General features: G+C 69.7%; 20 protein-coding genes and 1 pseudogene. 12 read left to right on the top strand and 9 right to left on the bottom strand.

The window, feature by feature from the left end; all coding sequences use genetic code 11:
- Window positions 1-15 precede the first annotated feature (15 nt).
- Window positions 16-654: a hypothetical protein gene (locus OG622_RS29240; protein ID WP_371579603.1), complete on the top strand. Its 639-nt coding sequence runs from the start codon at window positions 16-18 to the stop codon at window positions 652-654.
- Window positions 655-810: 156 nt separating this feature from the next.
- A complete protein-coding gene (gene mscL, locus OG622_RS29235; RefSeq protein ID WP_371579602.1) occupies window positions 811-1,287 on the top strand; it encodes a large conductance mechanosensitive channel protein MscL in 477 nt (158 codons plus the stop codon).
- An 85-nt stretch (window positions 1,288-1,372) separates the two neighbouring features.
- On the opposite strand, the gene OG622_RS29230 is transcribed toward mscL, so the two are convergent.
- Window positions 1,373-1,555, bottom strand: a complete 183-nt coding sequence (locus OG622_RS29230; RefSeq protein WP_371579601.1) for a hypothetical protein — start codon at window positions 1,553-1,555, stop codon at window positions 1,373-1,375.
- Window positions 1,556-1,718: 163 nt separating this feature from the next.
- On the opposite strand from OG622_RS29230, the gene OG622_RS29225 reads away from it, so the two are divergent.
- The 4 genes from OG622_RS29225 to OG622_RS29210 all read left to right on the top strand — a co-directional run bounded on the left by OG622_RS29225 (window position 1,719) and on the right by OG622_RS29210 (window position 6,434).
- Entirely contained in the window at window positions 1,719-3,047 is a 1,329-nt protein-coding gene (locus OG622_RS29225) for a low temperature requirement protein A (protein ID WP_371579600.1), read from the top strand.
- Window positions 3,044-4,084: a P1 family peptidase gene (locus tag OG622_RS29220; RefSeq protein ID WP_371579599.1), complete on the top strand. Its 1,041-nt coding sequence runs from the start codon at window positions 3,044-3,046 to the stop codon at window positions 4,082-4,084. Before OG622_RS29225 ends, OG622_RS29220 begins: the two co-directional genes overlap by 4 nt.
- A gap of 215 nt (window positions 4,085-4,299) precedes the next feature.
- Complete coding sequence (locus OG622_RS29215; RefSeq protein WP_371584254.1) at window positions 4,300-5,517, top strand: Ig-like domain-containing protein; 1,218 nt, start codon at window positions 4,300-4,302, stop codon at window positions 5,515-5,517.
- Window positions 5,518-5,675: 158 nt separating this feature from the next.
- On the top strand, window positions 5,676-6,434 hold the full coding sequence (locus OG622_RS29210; RefSeq protein ID WP_371579598.1) for a DUF6227 family protein: 759 nt from the start codon (window positions 5,676-5,678) through the stop codon (window positions 6,432-6,434).
- Between the two features lie 44 nt (window positions 6,435-6,478).
- Here OG622_RS29210 and OG622_RS29205 read toward each other — a convergent pair whose 3' ends face one another.
- Entirely contained in the window at window positions 6,479-6,757 is a 279-nt protein-coding gene (locus OG622_RS29205) for a hypothetical protein (RefSeq protein ID WP_371579597.1), read from the bottom strand.
- A gap of 181 nt (window positions 6,758-6,938) precedes the next feature.
- Window positions 6,939-7,467 (bottom strand): annotated as a pseudogene (locus OG622_RS29200) (fructose-specific PTS transporter subunit EIIC); the annotation flags it as partial.
- Window positions 7,468-7,588: 121 nt separating this feature from the next.
- Between OG622_RS29200 and OG622_RS29195 the strand changes: the two are divergent.
- Window positions 7,589-9,106, top strand: coding sequence for a recombinase family protein (locus tag OG622_RS29195; protein ID WP_371579596.1), 1,518 nt, complete (start codon window positions 7,589-7,591; stop codon window positions 9,104-9,106).
- A 532-nt stretch (window positions 9,107-9,638) separates the two neighbouring features.
- Here the strand turns inward: OG622_RS29195 and OG622_RS29190 are convergent.
- Window positions 9,639-11,204: an MFS transporter gene (locus tag OG622_RS29190; protein ID WP_371579595.1), complete on the bottom strand. Its 1,566-nt coding sequence runs from the start codon at window positions 11,202-11,204 to the stop codon at window positions 9,639-9,641.
- A 62-nt stretch (window positions 11,205-11,266) separates the two neighbouring features.
- On the opposite strand from OG622_RS29190, the gene OG622_RS29185 reads away from it, so the two are divergent.
- Complete coding sequence (locus OG622_RS29185; protein ID WP_371579594.1) at window positions 11,267-12,241, top strand: helix-turn-helix transcriptional regulator; 975 nt, start codon at window positions 11,267-11,269, stop codon at window positions 12,239-12,241.
- 371 nt (window positions 12,242-12,612) lie between these two features.
- On the opposite strand, the gene OG622_RS29180 is transcribed toward OG622_RS29185, so the two are convergent.
- Window positions 12,613-13,608, bottom strand: coding sequence for an RNA polymerase sigma factor RpoD/SigA (locus OG622_RS29180; protein ID WP_371579593.1), 996 nt, complete (start codon window positions 13,606-13,608; stop codon window positions 12,613-12,615).
- Window positions 13,609-13,836: 228 nt separating this feature from the next.
- Here OG622_RS29180 and OG622_RS29175 point away from each other — a divergent pair, with 228 nt between their 5' ends.
- Window positions 13,837-14,355 carry an N-acetyltransferase family protein gene (locus OG622_RS29175; protein ID WP_371579592.1) on the top strand — a complete coding sequence of 173 codons (519 nt, stop codon included), beginning with the start codon at window positions 13,837-13,839 and terminating at the stop codon, window positions 14,353-14,355.
- Window positions 14,356-14,408: 53 nt separating this feature from the next.
- On the opposite strand, the gene OG622_RS29170 is transcribed toward OG622_RS29175, so the two are convergent.
- Together OG622_RS29170 and OG622_RS29165 are read right to left on the bottom strand one after the other, a co-directional pair.
- The gene (locus OG622_RS29170) at window positions 14,409-14,756 is read right to left on the bottom strand and encodes a DUF1330 domain-containing protein (RefSeq protein WP_371579591.1); all 348 of its coding nucleotides are present in this window, start codon (window positions 14,754-14,756) and stop codon (window positions 14,409-14,411) included.
- A 375-nt stretch (window positions 14,757-15,131) separates the two neighbouring features.
- Window positions 15,132-15,917 carry a dioxygenase gene (locus OG622_RS29165; protein ID WP_371579590.1) on the bottom strand — a complete coding sequence of 262 codons (786 nt, stop codon included), beginning with the start codon at window positions 15,915-15,917 and terminating at the stop codon, window positions 15,132-15,134.
- A gap of 206 nt (window positions 15,918-16,123) precedes the next feature.
- Here OG622_RS29165 and OG622_RS29160 point away from each other — a divergent pair, with 206 nt between their 5' ends.
- Window positions 16,124-16,630 (top strand): MarR family winged helix-turn-helix transcriptional regulator, encoded by a 507-nt coding sequence (locus OG622_RS29160; RefSeq protein WP_371579589.1) that lies wholly within the window; start codon window positions 16,124-16,126, stop codon window positions 16,628-16,630.
- A gap of 182 nt (window positions 16,631-16,812) precedes the next feature.
- Here OG622_RS29160 and OG622_RS29155 read toward each other — a convergent pair whose 3' ends face one another.
- The gene (locus OG622_RS29155) at window positions 16,813-18,363 is read right to left on the bottom strand and encodes an MFS transporter (protein ID WP_371579588.1); all 1,551 of its coding nucleotides are present in this window, start codon (window positions 18,361-18,363) and stop codon (window positions 16,813-16,815) included.
- A 223-nt stretch (window positions 18,364-18,586) separates the two neighbouring features.
- Complete coding sequence (locus tag OG622_RS29150) at window positions 18,587-19,240, bottom strand: TetR/AcrR family transcriptional regulator (RefSeq protein ID WP_371579587.1); 654 nt, start codon at window positions 19,238-19,240, stop codon at window positions 18,587-18,589.
- Window positions 19,241-19,531: 291 nt separating this feature from the next.
- Between OG622_RS29150 and OG622_RS29145 the strand changes: the two genes are divergently transcribed.
- Window positions 19,532-20,833 (top strand): M6 family metalloprotease domain-containing protein, encoded by a 1,302-nt coding sequence (locus OG622_RS29145; RefSeq protein WP_371579585.1) that lies wholly within the window; start codon window positions 19,532-19,534, stop codon window positions 20,831-20,833.
- Window positions 20,834-20,907: 74 nt separating this feature from the next.
- A complete protein-coding gene (locus OG622_RS29140; protein ID WP_371579584.1) occupies window positions 20,908-22,656 on the top strand; it encodes an IclR family transcriptional regulator C-terminal domain-containing protein in 1,749 nt (582 codons plus the stop codon).
- Window positions 22,657-22,741 lie beyond the last annotated feature (85 nt).

Genomic DNA, 22,741 nt, shown 5'->3' with positions numbered 1-22,741 from the left:
GCAGGTGGTGCCCCTATGTCCCGTCCGCCCTCCCGTCCGTCGTCCGCGTCCGCGCTCTCGCCCTCGTACTCATCCACGTCCACACCCTCGTTCACTCCCCCGCACTCGTCCCCACCCACATCCGTACGCCTTCCCTCCTGGGCCGCCGGTCCACCCGGCACCGACGCCCCTCCCACCTGCGAGGTCCCTCACTTCGCCCCGCTACGGGTACGCGGCGGAGCACACCGGCTCCGCCGCCTCGCCCGTTGCCGGAGGCGAGCCCTGGCCGCCGGCCTGGCGGTTACCGCCGCCGCCCTGTTGGCGACGGGGGCTGGGCCGCGGGAAGCCGAACGGGTCAGGGGTCACCCGGTGGCCGACCCGGTCCCCGGGCGCCCCACCACCGTCGAGACGGTGACCGCGCCGGTCCGGATCGCCGACGGCGCGACGGTACGGCTGCTGCGCCCCGGCGACCGCGTCGACGTGATCGCGGCCGAGGAGTCCGCGACGGGCGCCGGTGCCGCACGGGTCGTCGCCCGCGGCGCCCGCGTCTCCAAGGTTCCGACCGCCGACGCCACAGAGAGCGGAGCCCTGGTCGTCCTGACCGTGCCCCGCCGCACCGCTGCCCGGCTGGCCGGCGCGGGCGCCACGTCCCGCCTGGCGGTGACGCTGTGGTGACCGCGAACCCTGACACCGGCACCGGCACCGGCGCTCAGAACGCCGGCCGCTACCCGTCAAGTCCCACGATGGGGGGACCCAATTGGACACCCTGGCCCGGCCCTGACGTAGGTTGCGGAGTCATTTGTTCCACAATCAGCGCAGAGGGGCCTCGTGGTGAGCGAGAAGAAGAAGCCGAGCGTCTGGGAGGGCTTCAAGGCTTTCCTGACGCGGGGGAACGTCGTCGACCTGGCCGTCGCCGTGGTCATCGGCGCGGCATTCACCAACATCGTCAACTCGGTGGTGAAGGGAATCATCAACCCACTGGTGGGGGCGATCGGCACCAAGAACCTCGACAGTTATGCCACCTGCGTGAAGGAACCCTGCAAGGCGGCCGCGGACGGCACGGTGACGAACGGTGTCCAGATCGCGTGGGGCTCGGTGCTGGGCGCCACGCTCAGCTTCGTGATCACCGCGGCCGTCGTCTACTTCCTCATGGTGCTCCCCATGGCCAAGTACCTGGCCCGTCAGGAAGCCCGCCGGAAGGCGAAGGAGGGCACGCACGAAGTCATCGAGGTGAGCGAACTGGAAGTACTCAAGGAGATCCGCGACGCCCTGGTGGCCCAGCGCGGCTCGGGCCACGACCGCGAGTAGCAGCTCCGACCCCTGGCCGGCGTTGCCGACCCCTCAGGGTCTTCGGTCAGCGGTGCCGATGCCTCAAGGCCGTCGGCCGGCGGTGTCAGATGTGGTGGGGCGGCTTCTCGTCGAGGAAGCGCTTCAGGTCGGCCGCGCTGTCGCCGCCGTCGCCGGTTCGTTCGCCCCACCCGTGGTCCGTGTCGTCGGACGACGGCCGACTGAGCGGGTCGTCGAAGACCAGCGCGGCCTTGGGGTCACGCGGTTCGGGGACGGGAGCGGTACTCATACCTCCAGAGTACGGCCCCCACCGCGAACGGCGGCCCGCCGCAGCCCCTCCCCCGGCCCACCCACACGTTCACCGGGCCCGTCCGCGCACTCCCTCGGTCCACCTGGGCACTGGTGAACACCCGAGCGGGAATTCCACCCGCTTTTCTGGTGTGCTTGGCCCCATGACGTCCAGTTCCACGCCCTCGAACTCCTCGGCTCCGGAACCACGCCCAGGCTCTGGCACGGCCCCGGCCAGCTCCCCGGCCTCGTCCTCGTCCTCGGCTTCCGCCTCCCCTTCCGTCGGCCGGGCGCCCGTGCGCAGGCTGGTCGCGCGGGGACGTGGGGAGGAACACCGGGTCGCCTCACCGCTGGAGCTCTTCTTCGACCTGTGCTTCGTCGTCGCCGTCGCCCAGGCAGGCATCCAACTGGTGCACGCCGTCGCGGAGGGGCACGCGGCCGAGGGCGTCGTGAACTACGCGATGGTCTTCTTCGCGATCTGGTGGGCCTGGATGAACTTCACCTGGTTCGCCTCGGCGTACGACAACGACGACGTGCTCTACCGGCTCGTGACCCTCCTCCAGATCGCCGGTGTGCTGGTGCTCGCCGCCGGGGTCACCCGGGCCTTCGAGGACCATGACTGGCTGCTGATCGTCCTCGGTTACGTGATCATGCGGCTGGCGATGACAGCGCAGTGGCTGCGGGCGGCACGGACCGCGACGGGCGCCGAGCGGGTAACGGCGCTGCGGTACGCGGGCGGTGTGGCGCTGTGCCAGGTCGGCTGGCTGGGGCTGCTGGTGCTGCCGGAGCCGGCCAGACCCTGGCTGTTCCTGGCGATGGTGATCGCCGAACTGTGCGTCCCGGTGTACGCGGAGAAGGGCTTCCAGACGTCCTGGCATCCGCATCACATCGCCGAGCGGTACGGCCTGTTCACCATCATCGTGCTCGGCGAGACGATCCTGGCGGCGACGGTCGCCGTGAAGTCGGCGGTGGACGACAACGAAGCGCTGGGCGAGCTGCTGCCGATCGCGGTGGGCGGACTGCTGATCGTGTTCTCGGCATGGTGGGTCTACTTCACCGTTCCCATCCACAGTCATCTGCGCTCCAGCAAGGAGAGCTTCCTGTGGGGTTACGGCCACTACCTGATCTTCGCCTCGGCGGCCGCGATCGGCGCCGGGCTGGAGGTCGCGGTGGAACAGGCGGTACACAAGGCGCACATCTCCACACTGGCCGCGTCCGCCGCGGTGACCCTGCCGACGGCGCTGTATCTCCTCTCCGTGTGGGCGCTGCACGCCCGCCACTACAAGGTGGGCACGGCCCAGCAGACCGTGCTGCCCGTCTCCACGCTGGCCGTGATCGTGTGCACGTTCCTGGGCCGCGGGGCGGTCCTGGCCGCGGGCATCGTGGCGACCGTGGCGGTCGCCGTCGGGGTGGTGCTCACCGCCCGCGGCCACAGCACCCCCGACGCCCATGAGACCCACGAGGCCCCCGAGACGCACGGGACCCGCCCATGACGTCCACGGCAGTTGACGCGCTGACCGATGTCCCCGGCCTGCGGGTCGGCCACGCCACCCGGGTCGGCGGGGGCTGGCTCACCGGCACCACGGTGGTGCTGGCTCCGGAGGGCGGCGCGGTCGCGGCCGTGGACGTGCGCGGGGGTGGGCCCGGCACCAAGGAGACGGACGCGCTCGACCCGCGCAACCTGGTGCAGAAGGTCGAGGCGGTGGTCCTGACCGGCGGCAGCGCGTACGGGCTGGACTCCGCGTCGGGAGTGATGGCCTGGCTGGAGGAGCGGGGGCGCGGTGTACGGGTCGGGCCCGACCCGGCGCACGTGGTGCCGGTCGTGCCGACCGCCTGTGTCTTCGACCTGGGGCGGGGCGGGGACTTCAGAGCCAGACCGGACGCGGCCACCGGCCGGGCCGCGGTCGAGGCGGCCGCCGCGAGCGGGCCCGGTGCCCCGGTGGCGGAGGGGTGCGTGGGTGCCGGTACGGGGGCGACGGTCGGGCTGCTCAAAGGCGGCATCGGCACAGCGAGCACCGTGCTGGACTCGGGGATCACGGTGGCCGCGCTGGTGGTGGCCAACGCGGCGGGATCGGTGACGGATCCGGAGACGGGGGTTCTGTACGGGGAGTTGTTCCAAGGGCGTGCGGCGTATCCGGCGCCGGAGGTTCACGAGATCGCGCGCCGCCGGGTCGCCGAGGCCGCCGCGAAGAGTTCTCCTCCCCCGCTGAACACCACGCTGGCCGTGGTCGCCACCGACGCCGTCCTGACCCGCGCCCAGGCCCAGAAGCTGGCCGGCACTGCGCACGACGGCATCGCCCGCGCCGTACGCCCCGTGCATCTGCTCAACGACGGGGACACGGTGTTCACCCTGGCGACAGGCGCCCGGCCGCTGCCGCCCCAGGCCGGACCCCTCGCCCTGAACGAACTCCTCGCGGCGGGAGCGGATTTGGTGACGCGGGCGATCGTACGGGCGGTGCGGGCGGCCGAGTCGGTGGACGGGCCTGGTGGAGCGTGGCCGTCGTACGGGGAGTTGTACGGAGAGGGATGAGGGAGATGTTGGGGATGACGGGGGATGACGGAGGTTTGAGGGCCCGGTAGTTCCAGCGTTCCGGCAGGTGTCGCCGGGGGCGAGTGTCCCGGTTCTGTCACGTGATGCCGTCAGGCGGGAATCAGCGGGAACCCGCCCGGCCGCCGCTCGCTCTTTGTCCACGTACCGGAGCGGATCACGTGGATGACGTAGAAGCGAAGAAGCTGGAGCTGATCGTGACAAGGCCGAAGATTGCTGTACGGCGGGCACTGGGGACCTGTGCCGTGCTGGTGGTCGGTGCGCTGACCCTCACGGGCTGTGGCGGAGACGCCCAGGCCGACAACAAGAGTGATGGCAAGGGGACTTCGGCCGGGGAGGCGGCGGCGCGGATCACGATCTCGGCGAAGGACGGTTCGACGGGCGCGTCCATCAACGCGACCGGGGTGAAGGTCAGCGGCGGCAAGCTGACCCGGGTGGAGATGACCGCCGCCGAGGGCGGCGCGGTCGTGGCGGGCGAGATAGCGGCGGACGGCCGGTCCTGGAAGCCGAAGGACCAGTTGGAGCGCGGCACGAAGTACCGGATCTCCGCGACCGCGAAGAGCACCGCGGGGAAGACGTCGGCCGCCAACTCCATCTTCACGACCGTGTCGACGGACAACAGCTTCATCGGGACGTACACCCCGGACAACGGCACCACGGTCGGGGTCGGGATGCCGGTGTCGTTCACCTTCGACAAGGCGATCACGGACCGGAAGACCGTGCAGTCGCACATCAAGGTGACGTCGAGCAGCGGGCAGGAGGTGGTCGGGCACTGGTTCGGGGCGCAGCGCCTCGACTTCCGGCCCGAGGAGTACTGGAAGGCCGGATCCAAGGTCACGATGAAGCTCGACCTGGACGGCGTGGAGGGCGCGAACGGCCTGTACGGCGTGCAGGACAAGACCGTCACCTTCACTGTCGGGCGCTCGCAGGTCTCCACGGTCGACGCGAACACACAGACCATGACGGTCGAACGGGACGGGAAGACGCTCAAGACCGTGCCGATCTCGGCGGGCTCCGCCGCGAACCCGACGTACAACGGTCAGATGGTGATCTCGGAGAAGTTCCGGCAGACGCGGATGGACGGGGCGTCGGTGGGCTTCGGCGGTGAGTACGACATAGCGGACGTGCCGAACGCGATGCGGCTGACGAGATCGGGCACCTTCATCCACGGCAACTACTGGTACAGCAGGTCCAACCCGCCCTTCGGGCAGCAGGGCACCAGCCACGGCTGCGTCGGCCTCGCGGACGCCCAGGGGGCGAACGGCGACACGGTCGGCAAGTGGTTCTTCGACAACTCGCTGATCGGCGACGTGGTGATCGTCAAGAACTCCCCCGACGAGACGGTCTCGCCGGACAACGGCCTCAACGGCTGGAACATGTCGTGGAGCGAGTGGACAGCGGGAGACGCCGTCTGACCCCGTCTGTTCTGGGGGTTCGTCGGGCCGCGCGGGAACCAACCGCGCGGCCCGGCCGTTTTATGGACGCACGTTTTCTCGGTTCCCGGACATGATGTCCGACCGAGGGGCTACGGTATGCACCCACAAGGTGACATGCAGCAACGCCGGGAGAAACCTTGAGCGTTCCGTACGAGACGGCAGCGTACGAGCCACCCGAGTCGCCCGAGTCTCCTGAGGAGCACCTCGCGCGGCTCCTAGGCCGCGCCCTGAACTCCTTCGAGCTGCCGGACGAGACGATACGACAGCTCGACTGCGCCCTCGCGCACGACAGCTCGCTGCACTCCGCGCACTACAGTTCGGGGCTGCACCGGGCGACGTACCGGCACACCTGGCTGCTCGCCGACGGTTCCGCCGTCACCCTGTGGGAGCTGGTGCACAACACGGTGCCCGGCAGCGACACCCAGCACGAGGTGTACACGGACGACGAGGAGCTGCGGGCCGCCACCGCGCGCCTGCCGCTGCCGCCGGACGCCCCCGACTTCGACCTGCCCGTCATGGTGGAGCTGGCGGCTTTCCCCGAGCCGCGCCACGAGTACGTACTGGACGACTCGGCGGACCACGCCCGTCGGCTGCTGCGGCGCGCGGAGAACCCGGACCCTCCCGGGGACGAGCTCGCCACGCTGCTGCTGCGGACCGCGTTCGCGCATGAGATCACCCAGGCCTTCGGCCGCCCGCACCGTCCCGCGCGGCACGGCCGGCCGGGCTTGAGCTTCTCGCTCTACGAGCACGCGTTCCTGCTCGCGGACGGGCAGGAGATCTCCCTGTGGGAGGTCGAGCACACGGCCACACCGGACGGGCGCCACATGTGCGAGGTGTACGCGTCGGAGGACGCGGCGCGGGACGCGATGGAGCGGCGGGCGGGGACGCTCGGCTAGAGCCCTCGGCCAGAGCCCTCGGTCAGACCTCTGGAGGGAAGGGCTCAGGCCAGGCGGTCGTCGCTGAACTGGCGGGCCAGGAACGCGAAGGCGTCCTGTTCCGCCGGAGTCAGCTCCACTTGCTCCACGTGCGGGCCCTTGCGGCGCTGATGAGGCAGGCCCCGCAGGCGCTGCCCGCCACCGCGGGCCAGCCCGGCGAAGCGGCCGCGGTGGACCTCGTGGTCGCGGCGCAGTACGCGGAAGAGCACGGCGACCCAGATGACCGCCGCGAGGGCGAGGGCGACCGGGCCCAACGGCTGAAGGATCGACACGTACTCAGGCATGCGGTCCAGTAGACACCACCGGATAGGACTTTGAGCCCGGACCGTGACGTATCTCGCAGGTACGGCTTACACGTCACACTTGCTGTAAAGGCGCCCAAAGGGGCGCACGGGGCGCAAGCGCGTTGGGCCGCGGGCCCCCTCCCGTGGAAGAGGGCCCGCGGCCCGGCGTACGGTCGGGGGTTCAGGCCGCGACGGGTTCCGTCGTCCGCGCCTCGGCGGCCGCGGGAGCGGACTCGGGCGTCGTGCCCGGCGCGGCCTTGCGCATGCTCTTCAGGACGATGACCAGTCCGGCCGTGACCGCCGTACCGACCGCGACGGCCAGCAGGTAGAGGAACGGCTTGCCGATCAGCGGGGTGACCCAGATGCCGCCGTGCGGGGCGCGCAGGGTCGAGCCGAAGGCCATGGCCAGCGCGCCGGTGACCGCGCCGCCCGCCATGGAGGCCGGGAGCACCCGCAGCGGGTCGGCCGCAGCGAACGGGATCGCGCCCTCGGAGATGAACGAGGCACCGAGCACCCAGGCCGCCTTGCCGTTCTCGCGCTCGGTGGTCGTGAACAGCTTCTTGCGGATCGGTGGCGAGCGCCATGCCCAACGGCGGGACCATACCGGCCGCCATGACCGCCGCCATGATCTTCATCGCGGAGTCGCTGGGGTCCTGCACGGCGATGCCCGCGGTGGCGAAGGCGTACGCGACCTTGTTGACCGGGCCACCAAAGTGCTTTCGAAGCAAATCACACGAGAGAGGACGGAACGAGTGACGCGAAATGGCACCCTGACCAGCATAGATGGACGTACGATGATCCCCGGCCAAGCCGACCGAGGGGGAGGGGTACGTGTACCAGCTAGGTGCTTATCTACGGATCTCCGACGACGACAAGGACCCGGAGACCGGGGAGCTGTCGCGGGAGGGCGTCACTCGGCAACTGAGGGACTGCCGCCCCGTGGCGGCAGACCTGGGCGGGGAAATCGTCAAGGTCTACGACGACAACGACACCACCGCCTCCAATCCCCACGTTAAGCGCAAAGACCTTGAGCAACTGATCAAGGACCTTGAAAGCGGCATCATTGACGGATTCGTCTTTTACCACGCTGACCGTGTAGCCCGGCAGGCTTATGACGCTGCCCGTGTCTGCCAGATATATGAGCGCAATACCAAGTTGGTCGGCAGGGCGGCCATGGGCGGAACCGACCTCAGCACGGCTGAAGGCCGCGCCATGTTTGTCATGCAGGCCGTTATGGGCGGCGTGGAAGCCTCCGCCATTCGCCGCAGAAAGACAAGCGCTAACCGGCACAAGGCGCGGGATGGAAAGGACCACGTTGGCCGTATCCCGTGGGGATGGGACCGGGAAGGGAAGCTAGTTCAGCCGTACGCGGGCCTTCGCGCTAAGGGGATTGAGATGGTGGCGGATGGAGCCACCATTACTGAGGTTATCCGGTATTGGACTAAGAACGGTATTACCGGAGCGACCGGTAAGCCGGTGCTTTATAAGACGGCCATGCTCAGGCTCACGCATCCCCGTAACGCCGGTTTCCGTGCGTACGCCCCCACGGATGAGCGACGCGGTAAGGCCACCCCGTGGGGCCCCGACATTCTGTTGTATGAGGACAAGGGCGGCCCCGTTGTGGGTGAGTGGGAACCGCTCGTTACGCCGGATGTTTACTGGCGCGCTATTCACCGCCTGGAAAAGGTTAGGGACGAGGCAAAAGCAAGCGGCGCCACTGGGGGTACGCGCCCTGGTCACAGGACGCATATGCTTTCCGGATTGCTGCGGTGCGGCGCGTGCGGAACGCGCATGGTGGCCTCGGCCCGCACGATTAAGCGTAAGGACGACTCTAGCTTTAGATCCCCCTTCTACCGTTGCCCTACGACTAACAACGGCTGCGGAAAGATCACCCGTTCCGCTGCGGTACTAGAGGAGCACATCGAAGACCTTGCCCTGGAGGCCCTAAAGCGCATTGCCGGTAAGACCGCCGCTAAGGGCGACAAGGAAATGCAGGCCGTTGCGGCGGCTGAGGCTCGCCTCCGGGAGATCGGCGAGGAGATCAAAGAGGTGATGCTGCGACGGAAACCGGACGCCCCTAAGCGGATTTCTGCCAGCGCAGCTATGGACATGATCTCCGAATTGGAAGACGAGCGGGGTAAACTCCACTACGACGTGCGAGCCCTTTCAACGAAAGCCGCAGACCTTAGAGGCCGGACGCCGGACCTTCTGAAGGAATGGAAGGGTTTCACAACCGACCGTAAGCGACTGGAACTGACGAAGCTGGTTAAGGCGATCATTGTGGAAAAAGCCCCCAGGGGGCGGCACTTCGACCCGGATACCGTGGACGTTGCTTGGCAGGACGCCTGACACCACTACAGGCCCCGCACCTAACTAGGTGCGGGGCTTTTCTTTTCATCTCTCGGCGACAAGTCCCCAGCACCTTAGCATGTCGGCGCGGAATTCCTCGCCAAAGTTCGGCATTTTAGCCAACTGGCAATCAATCCAGGCTTGCGCCTGCGGGGACCGCTCACGGTTTATGGTCTGGGTTATGGCTTCCTCCTCGGAGACGGTTGGCGTACAGAAACCATTCAGTTTTTTGTGTGCCCCACTTCCTATAGTAGAGCTGTCGGTCCGGGGGCTCCCGATGGCCGAGCGGAATTCGTCGGTCAGAGCCGACGTCTCCGGGTGTGGCGACAGTTGTGTCGACGACCGCCCGTGTACTGGATCTCGCCCCGGGAGCCGCTCGACACAATTCACAACACATGTTCGGAGACTGCGCCCGGATCTCAGAAAAGCAAACAGGTTCGGGCGCGACTCGGGCATGGACGGACATGATCGGGCGCGCGACGAGAGCGGGGCCCCGCGCCCCGAGGGTGCCTGGCCCCGCTCTCGTCGCCGGTCAGCGAGCGTCGGTCTCCACGGCGGCTCGACCCGGCAGGGCGAACATCAGCAGGAAGATCGCGAACAGGACCGCTGCCACCCAGCCGAGCGCGTATTCGAACGCGTCCACGAAGGCGGGGCCTGTCGCGGCCGGAGCGAGATGGTCGTCCATGACGCCGAAGAAGACGACGGCGACCAGGCCGAGGCCCAGCGCGTTGCCCATCTGCTGGACCGTGCTGATCAGCCCGGACGCGGACCCGGCGTGCTCACGCGGCACTCCGCCGAGAATCGCGTCGGTCAGGGGGGCGACGATGAGACCCATGCCCGCGCCCATCACGATCAGCGGGAGCGCCATCTGCCAGGAGGTGATGGCGAGGCCGTACCGTTCGGACTCCGCCAGGTACAGCAGCACCCCGGCCGCCATCAGCAGCGCGCCCGCCTGGAGGACCTTGCGGCCGAAGCGCGGGACGAGCTTCTGGACCGAGAGGCCGGCCGCGACGGACACGGCGAGGGAGAACGGGATGCCGGTGAGGCCGGCCCGCAGGACGCTCCAGCCGAGGCCGGTCTGGAGATAGAGCGTCCAGACGAGAAAGAAGACGCCGAGGGCGATCCCGAAGACCGTCTGTACGGCGATGCCCGCCGCGAAGCTCTTCACCTTGAACAGCGACAGTTCGATGAGCGGGGACCCGTCGCGCGCGGCCTTGCGCCGCTCGTAGGCCACCAGTGCCGCGAACACGGCCAGCGAGCCGGCCATCGAGACGTACCCCCACAGCGGCCAGCCCAACTCCCGGCCCCGGGTGAGCGGGTAGAGCAGCATCAGCAAACCGGCGGTGACGAGGGCGACGCCCACGAGGTCCAGCTTCAGGGCGCGCGGGGCCTTGGACTCGGTGATGAAACGGCGGCCCAGGATCAGGCCCGCGACGCCGACCGGGAGGTTGATCAGGAAGATCGCCCGCCATTCCAGGCCGAGTGGGTTCCACTCGATGAGCAGGGCGCCGAGCAGTGGGCCGGAGACCGCACCGAGGCCCACGATCGCCCCGAACAGGCCGAAGACCTTGCCACGTTCGTGTGCCGGGAAGGTCGCGTGCACGATCGAGAGCACCTGCGGCACCATCAGCGCGGCGGTCGCGCCCTGCGCGATCCTCGCCGCCACCAGCATCTCCGGGTTCGCGGCGAGGCCGCACAGCGCGGAGGTGAGTGTGAAGCCGCCGATGCCGAGGAGGAAGATCCGCCTGCGGCCGTGGATGTCGCCGAGCCGGCCGCCGGTGACGAGGCCCGCGGCGAAGGCGAGGGCGTAGCCGGCGGTGATCCACTGGATCTGGCTCCATGTGGCGTGTTCGCTTCGCCGGATGGAGGGGATCGCGATGTTGACGATCGTGACGTCCACGAGGTCCATGAAGGCGGCCGTCATGACGATGGCCAGGGCGAACCATCGCCGTCGGTCGGCGTCGGGGGGTGTGGTGAGCGCCGTTTCGGTAACCGTGGTCGGGTCACCGGCGGTTGTGTGTGGCTTGTCGCGCCCACGCGACGGAGTCGCACATGTATCTGCCCCGCGCCCTTGAAGGGCGCTCGTGGTGGAGGTCATGGGTTGAAAGTAGGGGTCCAGTAGGACAGATCGTGTCCTACTTCTGCGGCATTCTCGTATCCATGACTACGGACACTCCGGCGCGGCTCCTTCAGCTTCTCTCCCTCCTCCAGACGCCCCGTGAGTGGCCCGGTGGTGAGCTCGCCGGGCGGCTGGGGGTTTCGCGGCGGACCGTTCGGCGGGACATCGACCGGCTGCGGGAGTTGGGGTATCCGGTGCAGGCGACCATGGGGGCCGAGGGCGGGTACCGGCTGGTGGCGGGGAAGGCGATGCCCCCGCTGGTGCTGGACGACGAGGAGGCGGTGGCGATCGCGGTGGGGCTGCGGGCCGGGGCCGGGCACGCCGTGGCGGGGGTGGACGAGGCGTCCGTACGGGCGCTCGCCAAGCTCGAACAGGTGCTGCCGTCACGGTTGCGCCACCGGGTCTCCACGCTGCAGGCCGCCACCACTCCCCTGACCAGCGGCGACGGGGCGACCGTCGCGCCCGAGACGTTGACCGTGATGGCCTCGGCGGTGGCGGGTCAGGAGCGGCTGCGCTTCGCCTACCGTTCCGGGGACGGCACGGACTCACGGCGCCACTGCGAGCCGTACCGGCTCGTCTCGACGGGCCGCCGCTGGTATCTCGTCGCGTACGACCTCGACCGCGCCGACTGGCGCACCTTCCGGGTCGACCGGGTCGAGGAACCCTTCGCCACGGGCGCCCGGTTCGCACCGCGCGAGCTGCCGACGGGGAGTGCGGAGGAGTATCTGCGGCAGTCGATGTACCGGCGGCAGGAGACCTACGCGTTCGACGTCACCTTCGCCGCGCCCGCCGAGTTCATCGTGGCCCGGCTGCCCCGCTGGTTCGGTGCGCCCGAAGCCGTCGACGAGCACAGCTGCCGGCTGAGGGCCTCCGTCGGCGACTCCGTGGAGTGGCTCGCCGTACGGCTCGCGATGATCGACTGCGACTTCACGGTGCATGAGCCGCCGGAACTGATCGGGTACGTACGGGAGTTGGGCTCACGGCTGACTCGGGCGACCGGCGCCTCCGAGGCGTGAGACGCCGCAGGGGACCCGGCATGAGAGGTGGGGTGGAGCCGGGCTCCGGCGCCGGGGGGGGTGGCGCCGGAGCCCGGCTCTTGAAGAGTCCCGGCGCTGGGGGGAGAGCGTCGGGACTCGGCTTCGGGTGGCTTCGGGGTCCCGGGCCTGGTGGCTCCGGGCCCGGTGAAGTCGTGGCCCTGAGGTCTTGTGCCCCGGGAACGGGGAGTTGAAGCGGCGTAGTACGGCCAAGTAGCGGCACAGAACGGCCAAGGTGCGGCCGGCGTACGGCGCTGCGCCGGGCCAAGCCCCGTGGCGGCCCCACGGATTGGGCCGTACGGGGCCTTGGTCCGTACCGGGCGGGATTCGTCCGTACTGATCCCTCGAACGGGTCAGGCGACCGCGTCGAAGCCCGTGTCACGGGCGAGCTTCTTCAGTTCGAGCAGGGCGTGCTTCTCGATCTGGCGGATTCGCTCGCGGGTGAGCCCGTGTTCCTTGCCGACCTCGGTGAGGGTGCGCTCTCGGCCGTCGTCGATGCCGTACCGCATCTTGATGATGGACGCGGTGCGCTGGTCGAGGCGCCCGATGAGGTCGTCCAGCTCCTCGCTGCGCAGCAGGGTGAGCACGGACTGCTCGGGCGAGACCGCGGAGGTGTCCTCCAGCAGGTCGCCGAACTGGGTGTCGCCGTCGTCGTCCACCGACATGTTCAGCGAGACCGGGTCGCGGGCCCAGTCGAGGACGTCGATGACACGGTCCGCGTTGGAACCGAGCTCGGTGGCGATCTCCTGGGGCTCGGGGTCGCGCCCGTGCTCGCGGTTGAACTCCCGCTGCACGCGGCGGATCCGGCCCAGCTCCTCGACGAGGTGGACGGGCAGCCGGATGGTGCGCGACTGGTCCGCGATCGAACGGGTGATGGCCTGACGGATCCACCAGGTGGCGTACGTCGAGAACTTGAAGCCCTTGCGGTAGTCGAACTTCTCGACCGCGCGCACCAGGCCGGCGTTGCCCTCCTGGATGAGGTCGAGCAGGGGGAGGCCGCTGCGCGGATAACGCCGGGCGACAGCCACGACAAGGCGCAGGTTCGACCGTATGAAGACGTCCTTGGCCCGCTCACTGTCGGCGACGAGGGCTTCGAGCTCTTCGCGAGTGGCGTCCGCCTTGGGCGCCTCCTCGCCGTCGAGGATCTGCTGCGCGAACACACCCGCCTCGATCATCTGGGACAGCTCGACTTCCTTGGCGGCGTCGAGCAGCGGTGTACGCGCGATCTCGTCGAGGTACATGCCGACCAGGTCGCGGTCGGCGATCTCGCCGCCAGAGGCGCGAACGCTGCGAGCCGCGTCGGTCCGGCCGGCGGACGAACGACGAGCGGCGACGGCACGGGTTGCCATGCGTGCTCCCTTGCGTTGGGGGTCCCCCCGCTCGAGCGCAGTCGAGAGTGGGGGAGGGCTGGCAGGGTCGTATCTGGTCCTGCGTGGGTCTTGATGCGGCCGCTCGGACACTCTCCCGAGTGCCCTGCTTCCGAAGGAAACAACGACTGGAATCAGGACAGAATTCCCAACCCGTCCCACTATTTTTCTGATCTTGCAGTACCCTGTGCCGCTACAGAGGGAGGCGAGATGTCCGGAGAGTCCGTAGAGGTGCAGGTCAGACCAGGAGTCGAGACCGACCTCGCCGCCCTCACCGACATCTACAACCACTACGTCCTTGAGACGCCCCTCACATTCGACACCGCTGTCTTCACTCCGGAAGAGCGCCGGCCTTGGTTTCTCTCCCACCCTGAAGACGGCCCGCACCGCCTGATGGTTGCCGTCGACACCGGTTCACAGCGGATTCTTGGGTACGCCACGAGCAGCGCGTTTCGCGTGAAACCGGCGTACGACACCTCGGTGGAGGTGTCGGTGTACCTCGCCCCGGACGCGGGCGGCCAGGGCGTGGGCACGCTGCTGTACAAGGCCTTGTTCGAGGCGCTCGCCGACGAGGACATCCATCGCGCCTACGCCGGGATCGCCCAGCCGAACGAGGCGTCGACGCGGTTGCACGAGCGGTTCGGCTTCCGGTACGTCGGCACGTATCGGGAGGTCGGGCGGAAGTTCGGGCGGTACTGGGATGTGGCCTGGTACGAGAAGGGGCTTTGAATCAGGGCTTCGAACCCTTGCCGCCGACCCGTTCCGCCGCTCGGCCGGACGCGCTACCCGGCGGGCAGGGACTCCCTCATGGCCTTCGCGGTGGCGCTGGGGTCGTAGTTCTCAGACACCCCTTCGACCAGGATGATGTCGCCCTGGATGTGGCGTGACCGCAGCGGGGCGATCTCCTGGTACGCCGGTGAGTCCCACCAGCTCCGCGCCTCGGCGATCCCGGGGAAACCGATCACCACGACGCCTCCGGGCCAGCTTCCCTCCTGCACCTCGTGCTGGGCGCCATGCACGAGGAAGCGGCCGCCGAACGGCTCGAAGGTGGCGGGGATGCGCTCGATGTACTCGGCGACCTCCGGGTGCGGGGCGGGGTCCTTCAGGTGGGCGATGGCGTAGGCGGGCATGGCGTCCTTCCGGTCGGTCGGGCTCGGTCGGGCTCACGCGGGCGCGGCTCGGACGAGCCGCCGCTCCGTACACGGACGACCGTGTCAGACGTACGGGCCGGGGTCGATGACCTGTCAGGTCATCGACCCCGGCCCGCGCGCCATGGCCCATGAGGCCGTACACCCTGAGCCCATGAGGCCGTGGGCGCTGTGCCCGTGTGCCCGTGTGCCCGTGTGCCCGTGTGCCCGTGGGGGCTGAGCCTGTGCCCGTGGGCGCAAAACCCGTATGCCCATGGGGGCCGAGTCTGTGACCGTGGGCGCAGAACCCGTGTGCCCGTGGGGCTGAGCCTGTGCCCGTACGTACCGACCTGCCCCGTCGCCGGGGTGCGGGAGCGGCTAGCCGAACTGCACCGACCGCTTCGCCAGCCCGTTCCAGAAGCCGTCGATCACCGACCTCTGCGCGTCCAGTTCGCCGGTGGCCTCGGCCGCGCCCATGGTGACGAAGAGGGGGGCGAAGTGCTCCGTGCGGGGGTGGGCCAGCTGACCGGCCGGGGACTTGTGGAGGAAGTCGAGGAGGGCGTCCCAGTCCCGGGATTCGAGGGCTCGCCGGCCCCAGTCGTCGAACTCGGCGGACCAGGTGGGGACGCCGCCCTGGCGGAGGGCGGCCAGGTTGTGGGTGAAGAAGCCGGAGCCGATGATCAGCACGCCCTCGTCGCGGAGGGGGGCCAGCTTGCGGCCGACGTCCATCAGCTTCAGCGGGTCGAGCGTCGGCATGGAGATCTGCAGGACCGGGATGTCGGCGTCCGGGTACATCTCCACCAGGGGGACGTACGCTCCGTGGTCGAGGCCCCGGTCAGGGATGTCCTGGACGGGAATGCCGGGGGCCTGGAGCAGTTTGCGGACCGAGGCCGCCAGCCCGGGGGCGCCCGGGGCCCCGTACCGGACCTGGTAGTAGTGCTCGGGAAAGCCCCAGAAGTCGTAGACCAGGGGGACGGGGTCGACGGCGCCGAGCGCGAGCGGGGCCTCCTCCCAGTGGGCGGAGACCATGAGGATGGCCTTGGGGCGGGGCAGGGTCGCCGACCAGGCGGCGAGCTCGCCGGGCCAGATCGGGTCGTCGGCGAGCGGTGGGGCCCCGTGACTCAGGTACACGGCGGGCATGCGCTCGGCGGTGGCGGCGGACATAGGGGTGACTCCCTCAACACGCGCGACGCACACGACACGCGCGCCTCGGCGGGCCCGGTGGTCGCTTCTGTCTCCTTGGTTTCGCCTGGCACTCCAGGCACTTGAGACTCCTTCCAACTCCCCAGTAGTTGAAGTCTCAATATTTCTTGTTTCACCTTACATCTCTATAGTTCAAATTTCAAGAAGGAGCCTCGTACAGTGGGGGCATGAAGACCGCATCCACTGAGGAAGAACCCCGCTGGCTCACCGATGAGGAACAGCGCACCTGGATCGCCTATGTGCACGCCGCGACCCTGCTCGAGGACCATCTCGACCGCCAGCTGCAGCGCGATGCGGGCATGCCGCACCTCTATTACCGCCTGCTCGTGGTGCTGTCCGCAGCGCCACTGCGGCGGCTACGGATGACCGAGCTGGCGATGCGGACGAAGATCACGCGGTCGCGGCTGTCGCACGCCGTGGCCCGGCTGGAGAAGAACGGGTGGGTGCGGCGCGAGGACTGCCCGTCGGACAAACGGGGGCAGTTCACGGTGCTGACGGACGGGGGCGCAGAGATGCTCTCGAAGAGCGCGCCGGGACATGTGGCCGCGGTGCGGCAGGCGCTGTTCGACCGGTTGTCGGCGGAACAGCGGAAAGCCCTCGGCGAGATCATGGAGATCGTCGCCGAGGGGCTTCAGCCGTCGGAGGCGGGCGCGGATCTGCCCTGGCTGCGGTAGCGCTCCGCCGGGTGAGTCGAGGGGTGCCCTGGTTGTACTGCCGACCGTTACTGCCGACCGTCTACGGCTGCGAGTCCTCTTGGGCTGGTCGCGCGCAGTTCCCGCACCCCTGACGGGGCGGGGTGGGACCGAGGGCTTCGCCTCGGTCCCACCCCGCCCCGTCGTCGTTCGTCGAGGTCGTCTCAGTGGGCGATCACCGGAATCTTGATCTCGTCCGTCGCGCCCTCGCCCGCTCCGGCGTTGGCCGTCATGTCCGGCTTGCCGGTGGTGATGAGGGTGAAGGCGATGGCGGCGGAGGCCACGAGGATCGCCACGGCGAACCAGATGGCGCTGGTGTAGCCGTTGACCATGCCCTGGAGTTGGACCAGCTGGGCGGCCGGCTTCGAGGTGGCCGAGCCGATGTGGTCCTGGATGTAGGACGTGGTCGCGGAGGCGGCGATCGTGTTCAGGAGGGCCGTGCCGATGGCGCCGCCGACCTGCTGGGAGGTGTTGACCATGGCGGAGGCCACGCCCGCGTCACGCGGTTCGACACCGTAGGTCGCGAGGGACATCGCCGGCATGAACGCCGTACCCATGCCGAGGCCGAGCAGCAGCTGGGCGGGCAGGAGCAGACCGGCGTACGAGGAGTCGATCTCCATCTGGGTGAGCAGCAGCATGCCGAGGCCGGCGACCAGGAAGCCGGGGCCCATCAGCAGGCGCGGCGCGACCCGGGTCATGAGACGGGTGCCGATCTGGGTCGAGCCGGTGATCATGCCCACGATCATGGGCAGGAAGGCGAAACCGGTCTTGACCGGCGAGTAGCCCTTCACGATCTGCAGGTAGTAGGTCAGGAAGAGGAACAGGCCGAACATCGCGATGATCGCGAGCCCGAGGGAGAGGTAGACACCGCCGCGGTTGCGCTCGGTGATCACGCGCAGCGGCAGCAGCGGGGCCTTGACCTTGGACTCGACGAGCACGAAGGCCGCGAGAAGCACCGCCGAGGCGACGAACAGGGAGACGGTCGTCGAGTCGCCCCAGCCCTCGGACTCGGCCCGGGTGAAGGCGTAGACCAGGGTGACCAGGCCCAGGGTGGACAGGACCACGCCGGGGATGTCGAGCGGGGAGCGGTTGCGGCCGCCCGCCGGCTCACGGATGACGAAGTACGCGCCGGCCGCCGCGATCACGGCGAACGGAATGTTGACGAAGAAGGTCCAGCGCCAGTCCAGGTACTCGGTGAGGAAGCCGCCGAGGATCAGGCCCACGGCGCCGCCACCACCGGCGATCGCGCCGTAGATGCCGAAGGCCTTGGCGCGCTCCTTGGCGTCGGTGAACATCACGGCGAGGAGGGAGAGCGCGGCGGGCGCGAGCAGTGCGCCGAAGGCGCCCTGGAGCGCGCGGGCGCCCAGCATCATGGCCTCACTGGTGGCCGCGCCGCCCAGTGCGGAGGCGCCGGCGAAGCCGATCAGACCGGTGACGAAGGTGCGCTTGCGGCCCCACAGGTCGGAGATACGGCCGCCGAAGAGGAGCAGACCGCCGAAGGCCAGCGCGTACGCGGTGATGACCCACTGGCGGTTGCCGTCCGATATTCCCAGGTCCTGCTGGGCGGACGGGAGGGCGATGTTCACGATGGTCGCGTCGAGCACGACCATCAGCTGGGCGAGGGCGATGAAAACGAGCGCTTTCCAGCGGTTGGAATGAGCGTCGTTACGCGGATCGTCCACCGATCCGGCGGCGCTGCGGACTGTTTCGGACATGGGGATACCCACTTCGGGACTTCGTGACGGAAAAATCGGTATCGGGTGGTGAAAAGGGCGTCAGGAGATAGCAGCTTGTCGGTGGCCTGTCGTCGTCGACAGTGGTGAGATCGGCGCGATCGGTTCGGTGCGATCGGTGCGGTGCGATCGGTGCGTCAGGGCGGGGTCGGGCCGGACCACCGGGTCGGGGTCCGGTCAGGGCCGTCAGGGCAGCTCGGTCGGGTCAGGACGGGTAGGGCCTCCGCAGGTCCTCCACGGTGACGGGGGCACCGGGCAGTTCGGAGCGGGCCGGGGCGCGCAGGCCGTCCAGGAACAGTTGCAGGTGGCGGTGGAGGAAGCGGTCGACGCCCGCGCACTGGGTGCCGGCCGGGGGTCTGCTGAGCTGGCTGACGGCGATCATCAGGTCGCCGACGCCCACGTCGGCGCGGAGCTGCCCGGCGTCCCTGGCGCGCTTCATGACCCCTTCGACCAGCTCCTCCAGTCGCTCGCGCGCCGCCTCCAGGTCGGGGTGACGCTTGTCGAACGTGTTCTGGATCATCGGGCAGAGCGCGCTGAGCCGTTCGTCGGCCGAGGCGTGCACGAAGCGCGAGAGCGCCTCGAACGCGTCACCGGTCTCGGTGAGCGCGACCTCGGCCGCGAGGGCCGTACGGTCCATGACCGAGCAGACGACCTCACGGGCCAGTGCGTCGCGGTCCGGGAAGTTGCGGTACAGCGTGGCGTTGCCGACACCGGCCCGGCGGGCGACCTCGTCGAGCGGCACCTCGGAGCCGAACTCCACGAACATCTCCCGGGCGGCGCTGACGATCCGCTCCCGGTTGCGCAGGGCGTCGGCCCGAGGGCGGGACACCTTGCGGCGCACGGCGGTGGCGGTCTCCACGGCGTACTCCTCTTCCTGATCCAGTGGCGTGGGGGGGCCGGTGACTATCCGGGGATGGAGTCCCCGTTTCGTTCGGACACATGGCTAAACGGGGAAAGGATCCCCGGTTATTTCCCATCACCGAAGACTTTTCGTGTGACCTGGGCCACATGGATGTGCGCGCGCCGACGCGCATGCGGCGATGCCCACGTTCGGCCCTTCCAGCGCGCGCCCGTGCACCCCTCGACCCAGGGTGATCGAAAGGGCGCAGCCCCGTCCCCGGGCGGCTGCCGTGGAGCGAAGGGCGCGTGCATGCAGCAGCCGTTCCGCAGAGACGGGATATCTGCGCGCCGGATACGTCCGCGCCGTGTCGTCGCGCTCGCCTCCGTCACCGCCCTCACGCTCGCGGTCAGCACCTCCGCCGGCACCGGGCACCTCATGGCGAAGGAGACGACGACGGCCCCGGGGGCCACGGCCCTGCCCCGCGGTTCGGCGCTCGACCCCTGCATGATCCGCGGCCCGCTCGGCACAGAGATGTCCGAGGGCATCCCGACCCCGCACGGCTACGCCCGCTCCACCGGCACGGTCCGCGCCCTCAACCTGATGATCGACTTCTCCGACGCGCCCGGCGAGGGCAGCGCGATGGACCGCTTCGCGGAGTTCGCCCCGCAGACCCAGAAGTGGTTCAGGACCAGCAGTTACGGCCGTATCGACTACCGCCCCGAGGCCCCGCTCACCGAGTGGCTGCGGATGCCGAAGTCGTTCCGCTCGTACGGCATAGAGCGCGGCGCCCCCTTCGAGCCCGGCTACCGCCGGCTGGTCCAGGACATGGTCCGGGCCGCCGATCCGCTCGTGGACTTCCGGTCGTACGACCTCATCAACGTCCTCGTCACCCCGAACGCGGGCCCCTCCGCGCTCGACACCGTCCTGTCGGTGACCTTCGCCGGCAACCGGGAGGCACCGGTCGCGGACGGCGTTCCGGTCGCCAACGCGTCCTTCGTCTACAGCCGCCAGGACGACGGCTCCGGTTCGTACGCGGAGACCGGGTACCGGGTCCTCCCCCACGAGAACGGCCATGTCTTCGGGCTGCCCGACCTCTACACCCACGAGGGCGGGGGCGCGGTCGGGCACTGGGACATCATGAGCGAGGACTGGGGCGTCGAGAACGATCTGCTGGGCTGGCACAAGTGGAAGCTCGGGTGGCTCGACAAGACGCAGGTCGGCTGTGTGGCGGCCGTCGGAACCGCCGAGTACACGCTGACCCCGCTCCCCACCACCGGCGGCGCGAAGCTGGTCGTCGTCCCGCTCGGCCCGCGTGCGGCGTACGTCGCCGAGCTGCGCACGCGGGCGGGCAACGACGCGGCGGTGTGCCGGCCGGGGGTGCTCGTCTACCGTGTCGACGCGACCGTCGACACCGGGAACGGGCCCGTCAAGGTCCACGACTCCCGCCGGGACAGCGGGGGGTGCACGCGCAGCCCCAACGTCCACGCGGAGCTGTCCGACGCGCCGCTCGTCCCGGGCGAGACCTTCAAGGACGTGCGGAGGGGGGTGGAGATCGCCGTGGCGGGGGTGGATGTCGGGGGGAACCATCGGGTGGTGGTGAGTCGACGGTGATGGTGACGGCGCAGGCGCAGGCACCCCCGAGCTCCGAGGCACCCGGCCCAGCTGCGCAGCATTAACGTGAACCCATGCTCCCGAACGTCACCGGCGCGGCCTCCGCTCCCGCGCCCGCCGAAGCCGTCGCACCCCTGATGCGGGGGATCACCGTGCTGCGCCGGCTCACGGAGGCGGACGGGACGCTGAGTCCGAGCGGGCTGGAGCGGGCCACCGGGCTCGCACGCTCCACGGTCGACCGGATCACGGCGACGCTGGCCCGCATGGGCTACGTACGGCTGGACGGCCGCGACGCGATCCTCGCCCCCCGTCTGATGGAGCTGGGCAACGCCTATCTGGCCGCCATCCGTCTCCCGCGTCTCCTCGACGCCCACGCGGACGCCCTCGCCGACGAGTTGGACGAGTCGGTGTCCCTGGCGGTCCGCGACCGGGACGGCGTCCGCTTCATCCACCAGGCGACCCGCCGACGCGCGATGTCCCTCAGCTTCCGCATCGGCGACCTCCTCCCCGCCGAACGCACCGCACCCGGCCCGCTGTTCGCCACCGAGTGGGAGCCGGCGGACTGGGCCCGGTGGCGGGCCCGCCGCGCGGCCGACCCGGAGGGCCACGGCTTCCCGGCGGTGCCTCCGCGCAGCGGCGCGTACGACGACTTCGAGGACCGTACGGCTCGGGCGGGCGCCCAAGGGTGGGCGTTGGACGACCAGTTGATCGAACCGGGGCTGGTGGCGGTGTCCGTACCCGTGCGGGATCCGCGTACGGGGCGGGTCGCGTGTGTGGCGAACGTCGTCAGCCATACGAGCCGGCACACGGCGGAGTCCTTGCGTTCGGTGCTGCTGCCGCGGCTGCGGGTGGCCGTGGCGGCGATGGAACGGGAGCTGCGGGAGCCCGCGGCGCCGGCCGCCGCGGCACGGGACCGCCCCTCCGGCCCCTCGGGTCGTTCCGGCCCCTCGGGTCGTTCTGGCTTCTCTGGCCTCTCGGACCCGTCCGGTCGGGTCGGGCCTCCCTCCGGTCTCGCCGCCTGGACCGGCGCGTCCAAGCAGGAACTGGGCCGGGAGTTCATCGAGTCGCTCGCCCGGGGGCTCACCGTCATCACCTCGTTCGGCGAGGGGCGGGCCGAGCTGACCCTCACCGAGGTCTCCCAGGCCACCGGGCTCGCTCGGGCGACAGCCCGGCGCGCGCTGATCACCCTCGAACACCTCGGGTACGTCGAGTCGTACGACCGTGTCTTCCGCCTCACGCCCCGGGTGCTGGGCCTGGGCTTCCCGCCCCTGTCGATGCTGCCCCTCCCCCGGATCGCCGCGCCGCATCTGGCCGAACTATCCGCGCGGGTCCACGACTCGGCCTCTCTCGCGATCCTCACCGGGGGCGGGGACGAGGTGCAGTACACGGCTCGGGTCGCCACGAGCCGCATCATGAGCGTCAACATCACCCTCGGCACGCGACTGCCGGCGTACCCGACCTCGCTCGGCCGCGTCATGCTCGCCGACCTGCTCCCGGAGGTCTCCCTCCCGGAGCGTCTCGTCCGGCTGACCCCGCACACGGTCACCGACCGGCGGGAACTGCTGGCCGTCCTGGAGCGCGTGCGGAGTGCCGGGTACGCCCTCGTCGACGGGGAGTTGGAGGAGGGCCTGCGGTCCATCGCCGTGCCGGTGCGGGAGCGGGGCGGGCGGGTCGTGGCCGCCGTGAATGTCGCCATGCACAGCAGCCGGCGGTCGGTCGAGGAATGCGTGGCGGAGGTGCTGCCCGAACTGCGGGACGCGGTGGGGCGGATCGAGGGGGAGCTGGCGGTGGGGGGGATGTTCCGCCGGGTGCCGGAAGTCTGAGCGGGGCCCGACCGGAAGCGGGCTGGTGAGCCGGGCCGGAAGCGTCCTGGTGAGTCGGGGCCGACGCGACCTGGCGAGCCGGGCC

The sequence above is a fragment of the Streptomyces sp. NBC_01314 genome (assembly GCF_041435215.1).
Lineage (GTDB): Bacteria > Actinomycetota > Actinomycetes > Streptomycetales > Streptomycetaceae > Streptomyces.
The sequence above is the reverse complement of the archived record's forward strand: the minus strand, read 5'-3'. Positions and strand labels throughout refer to the sequence as shown.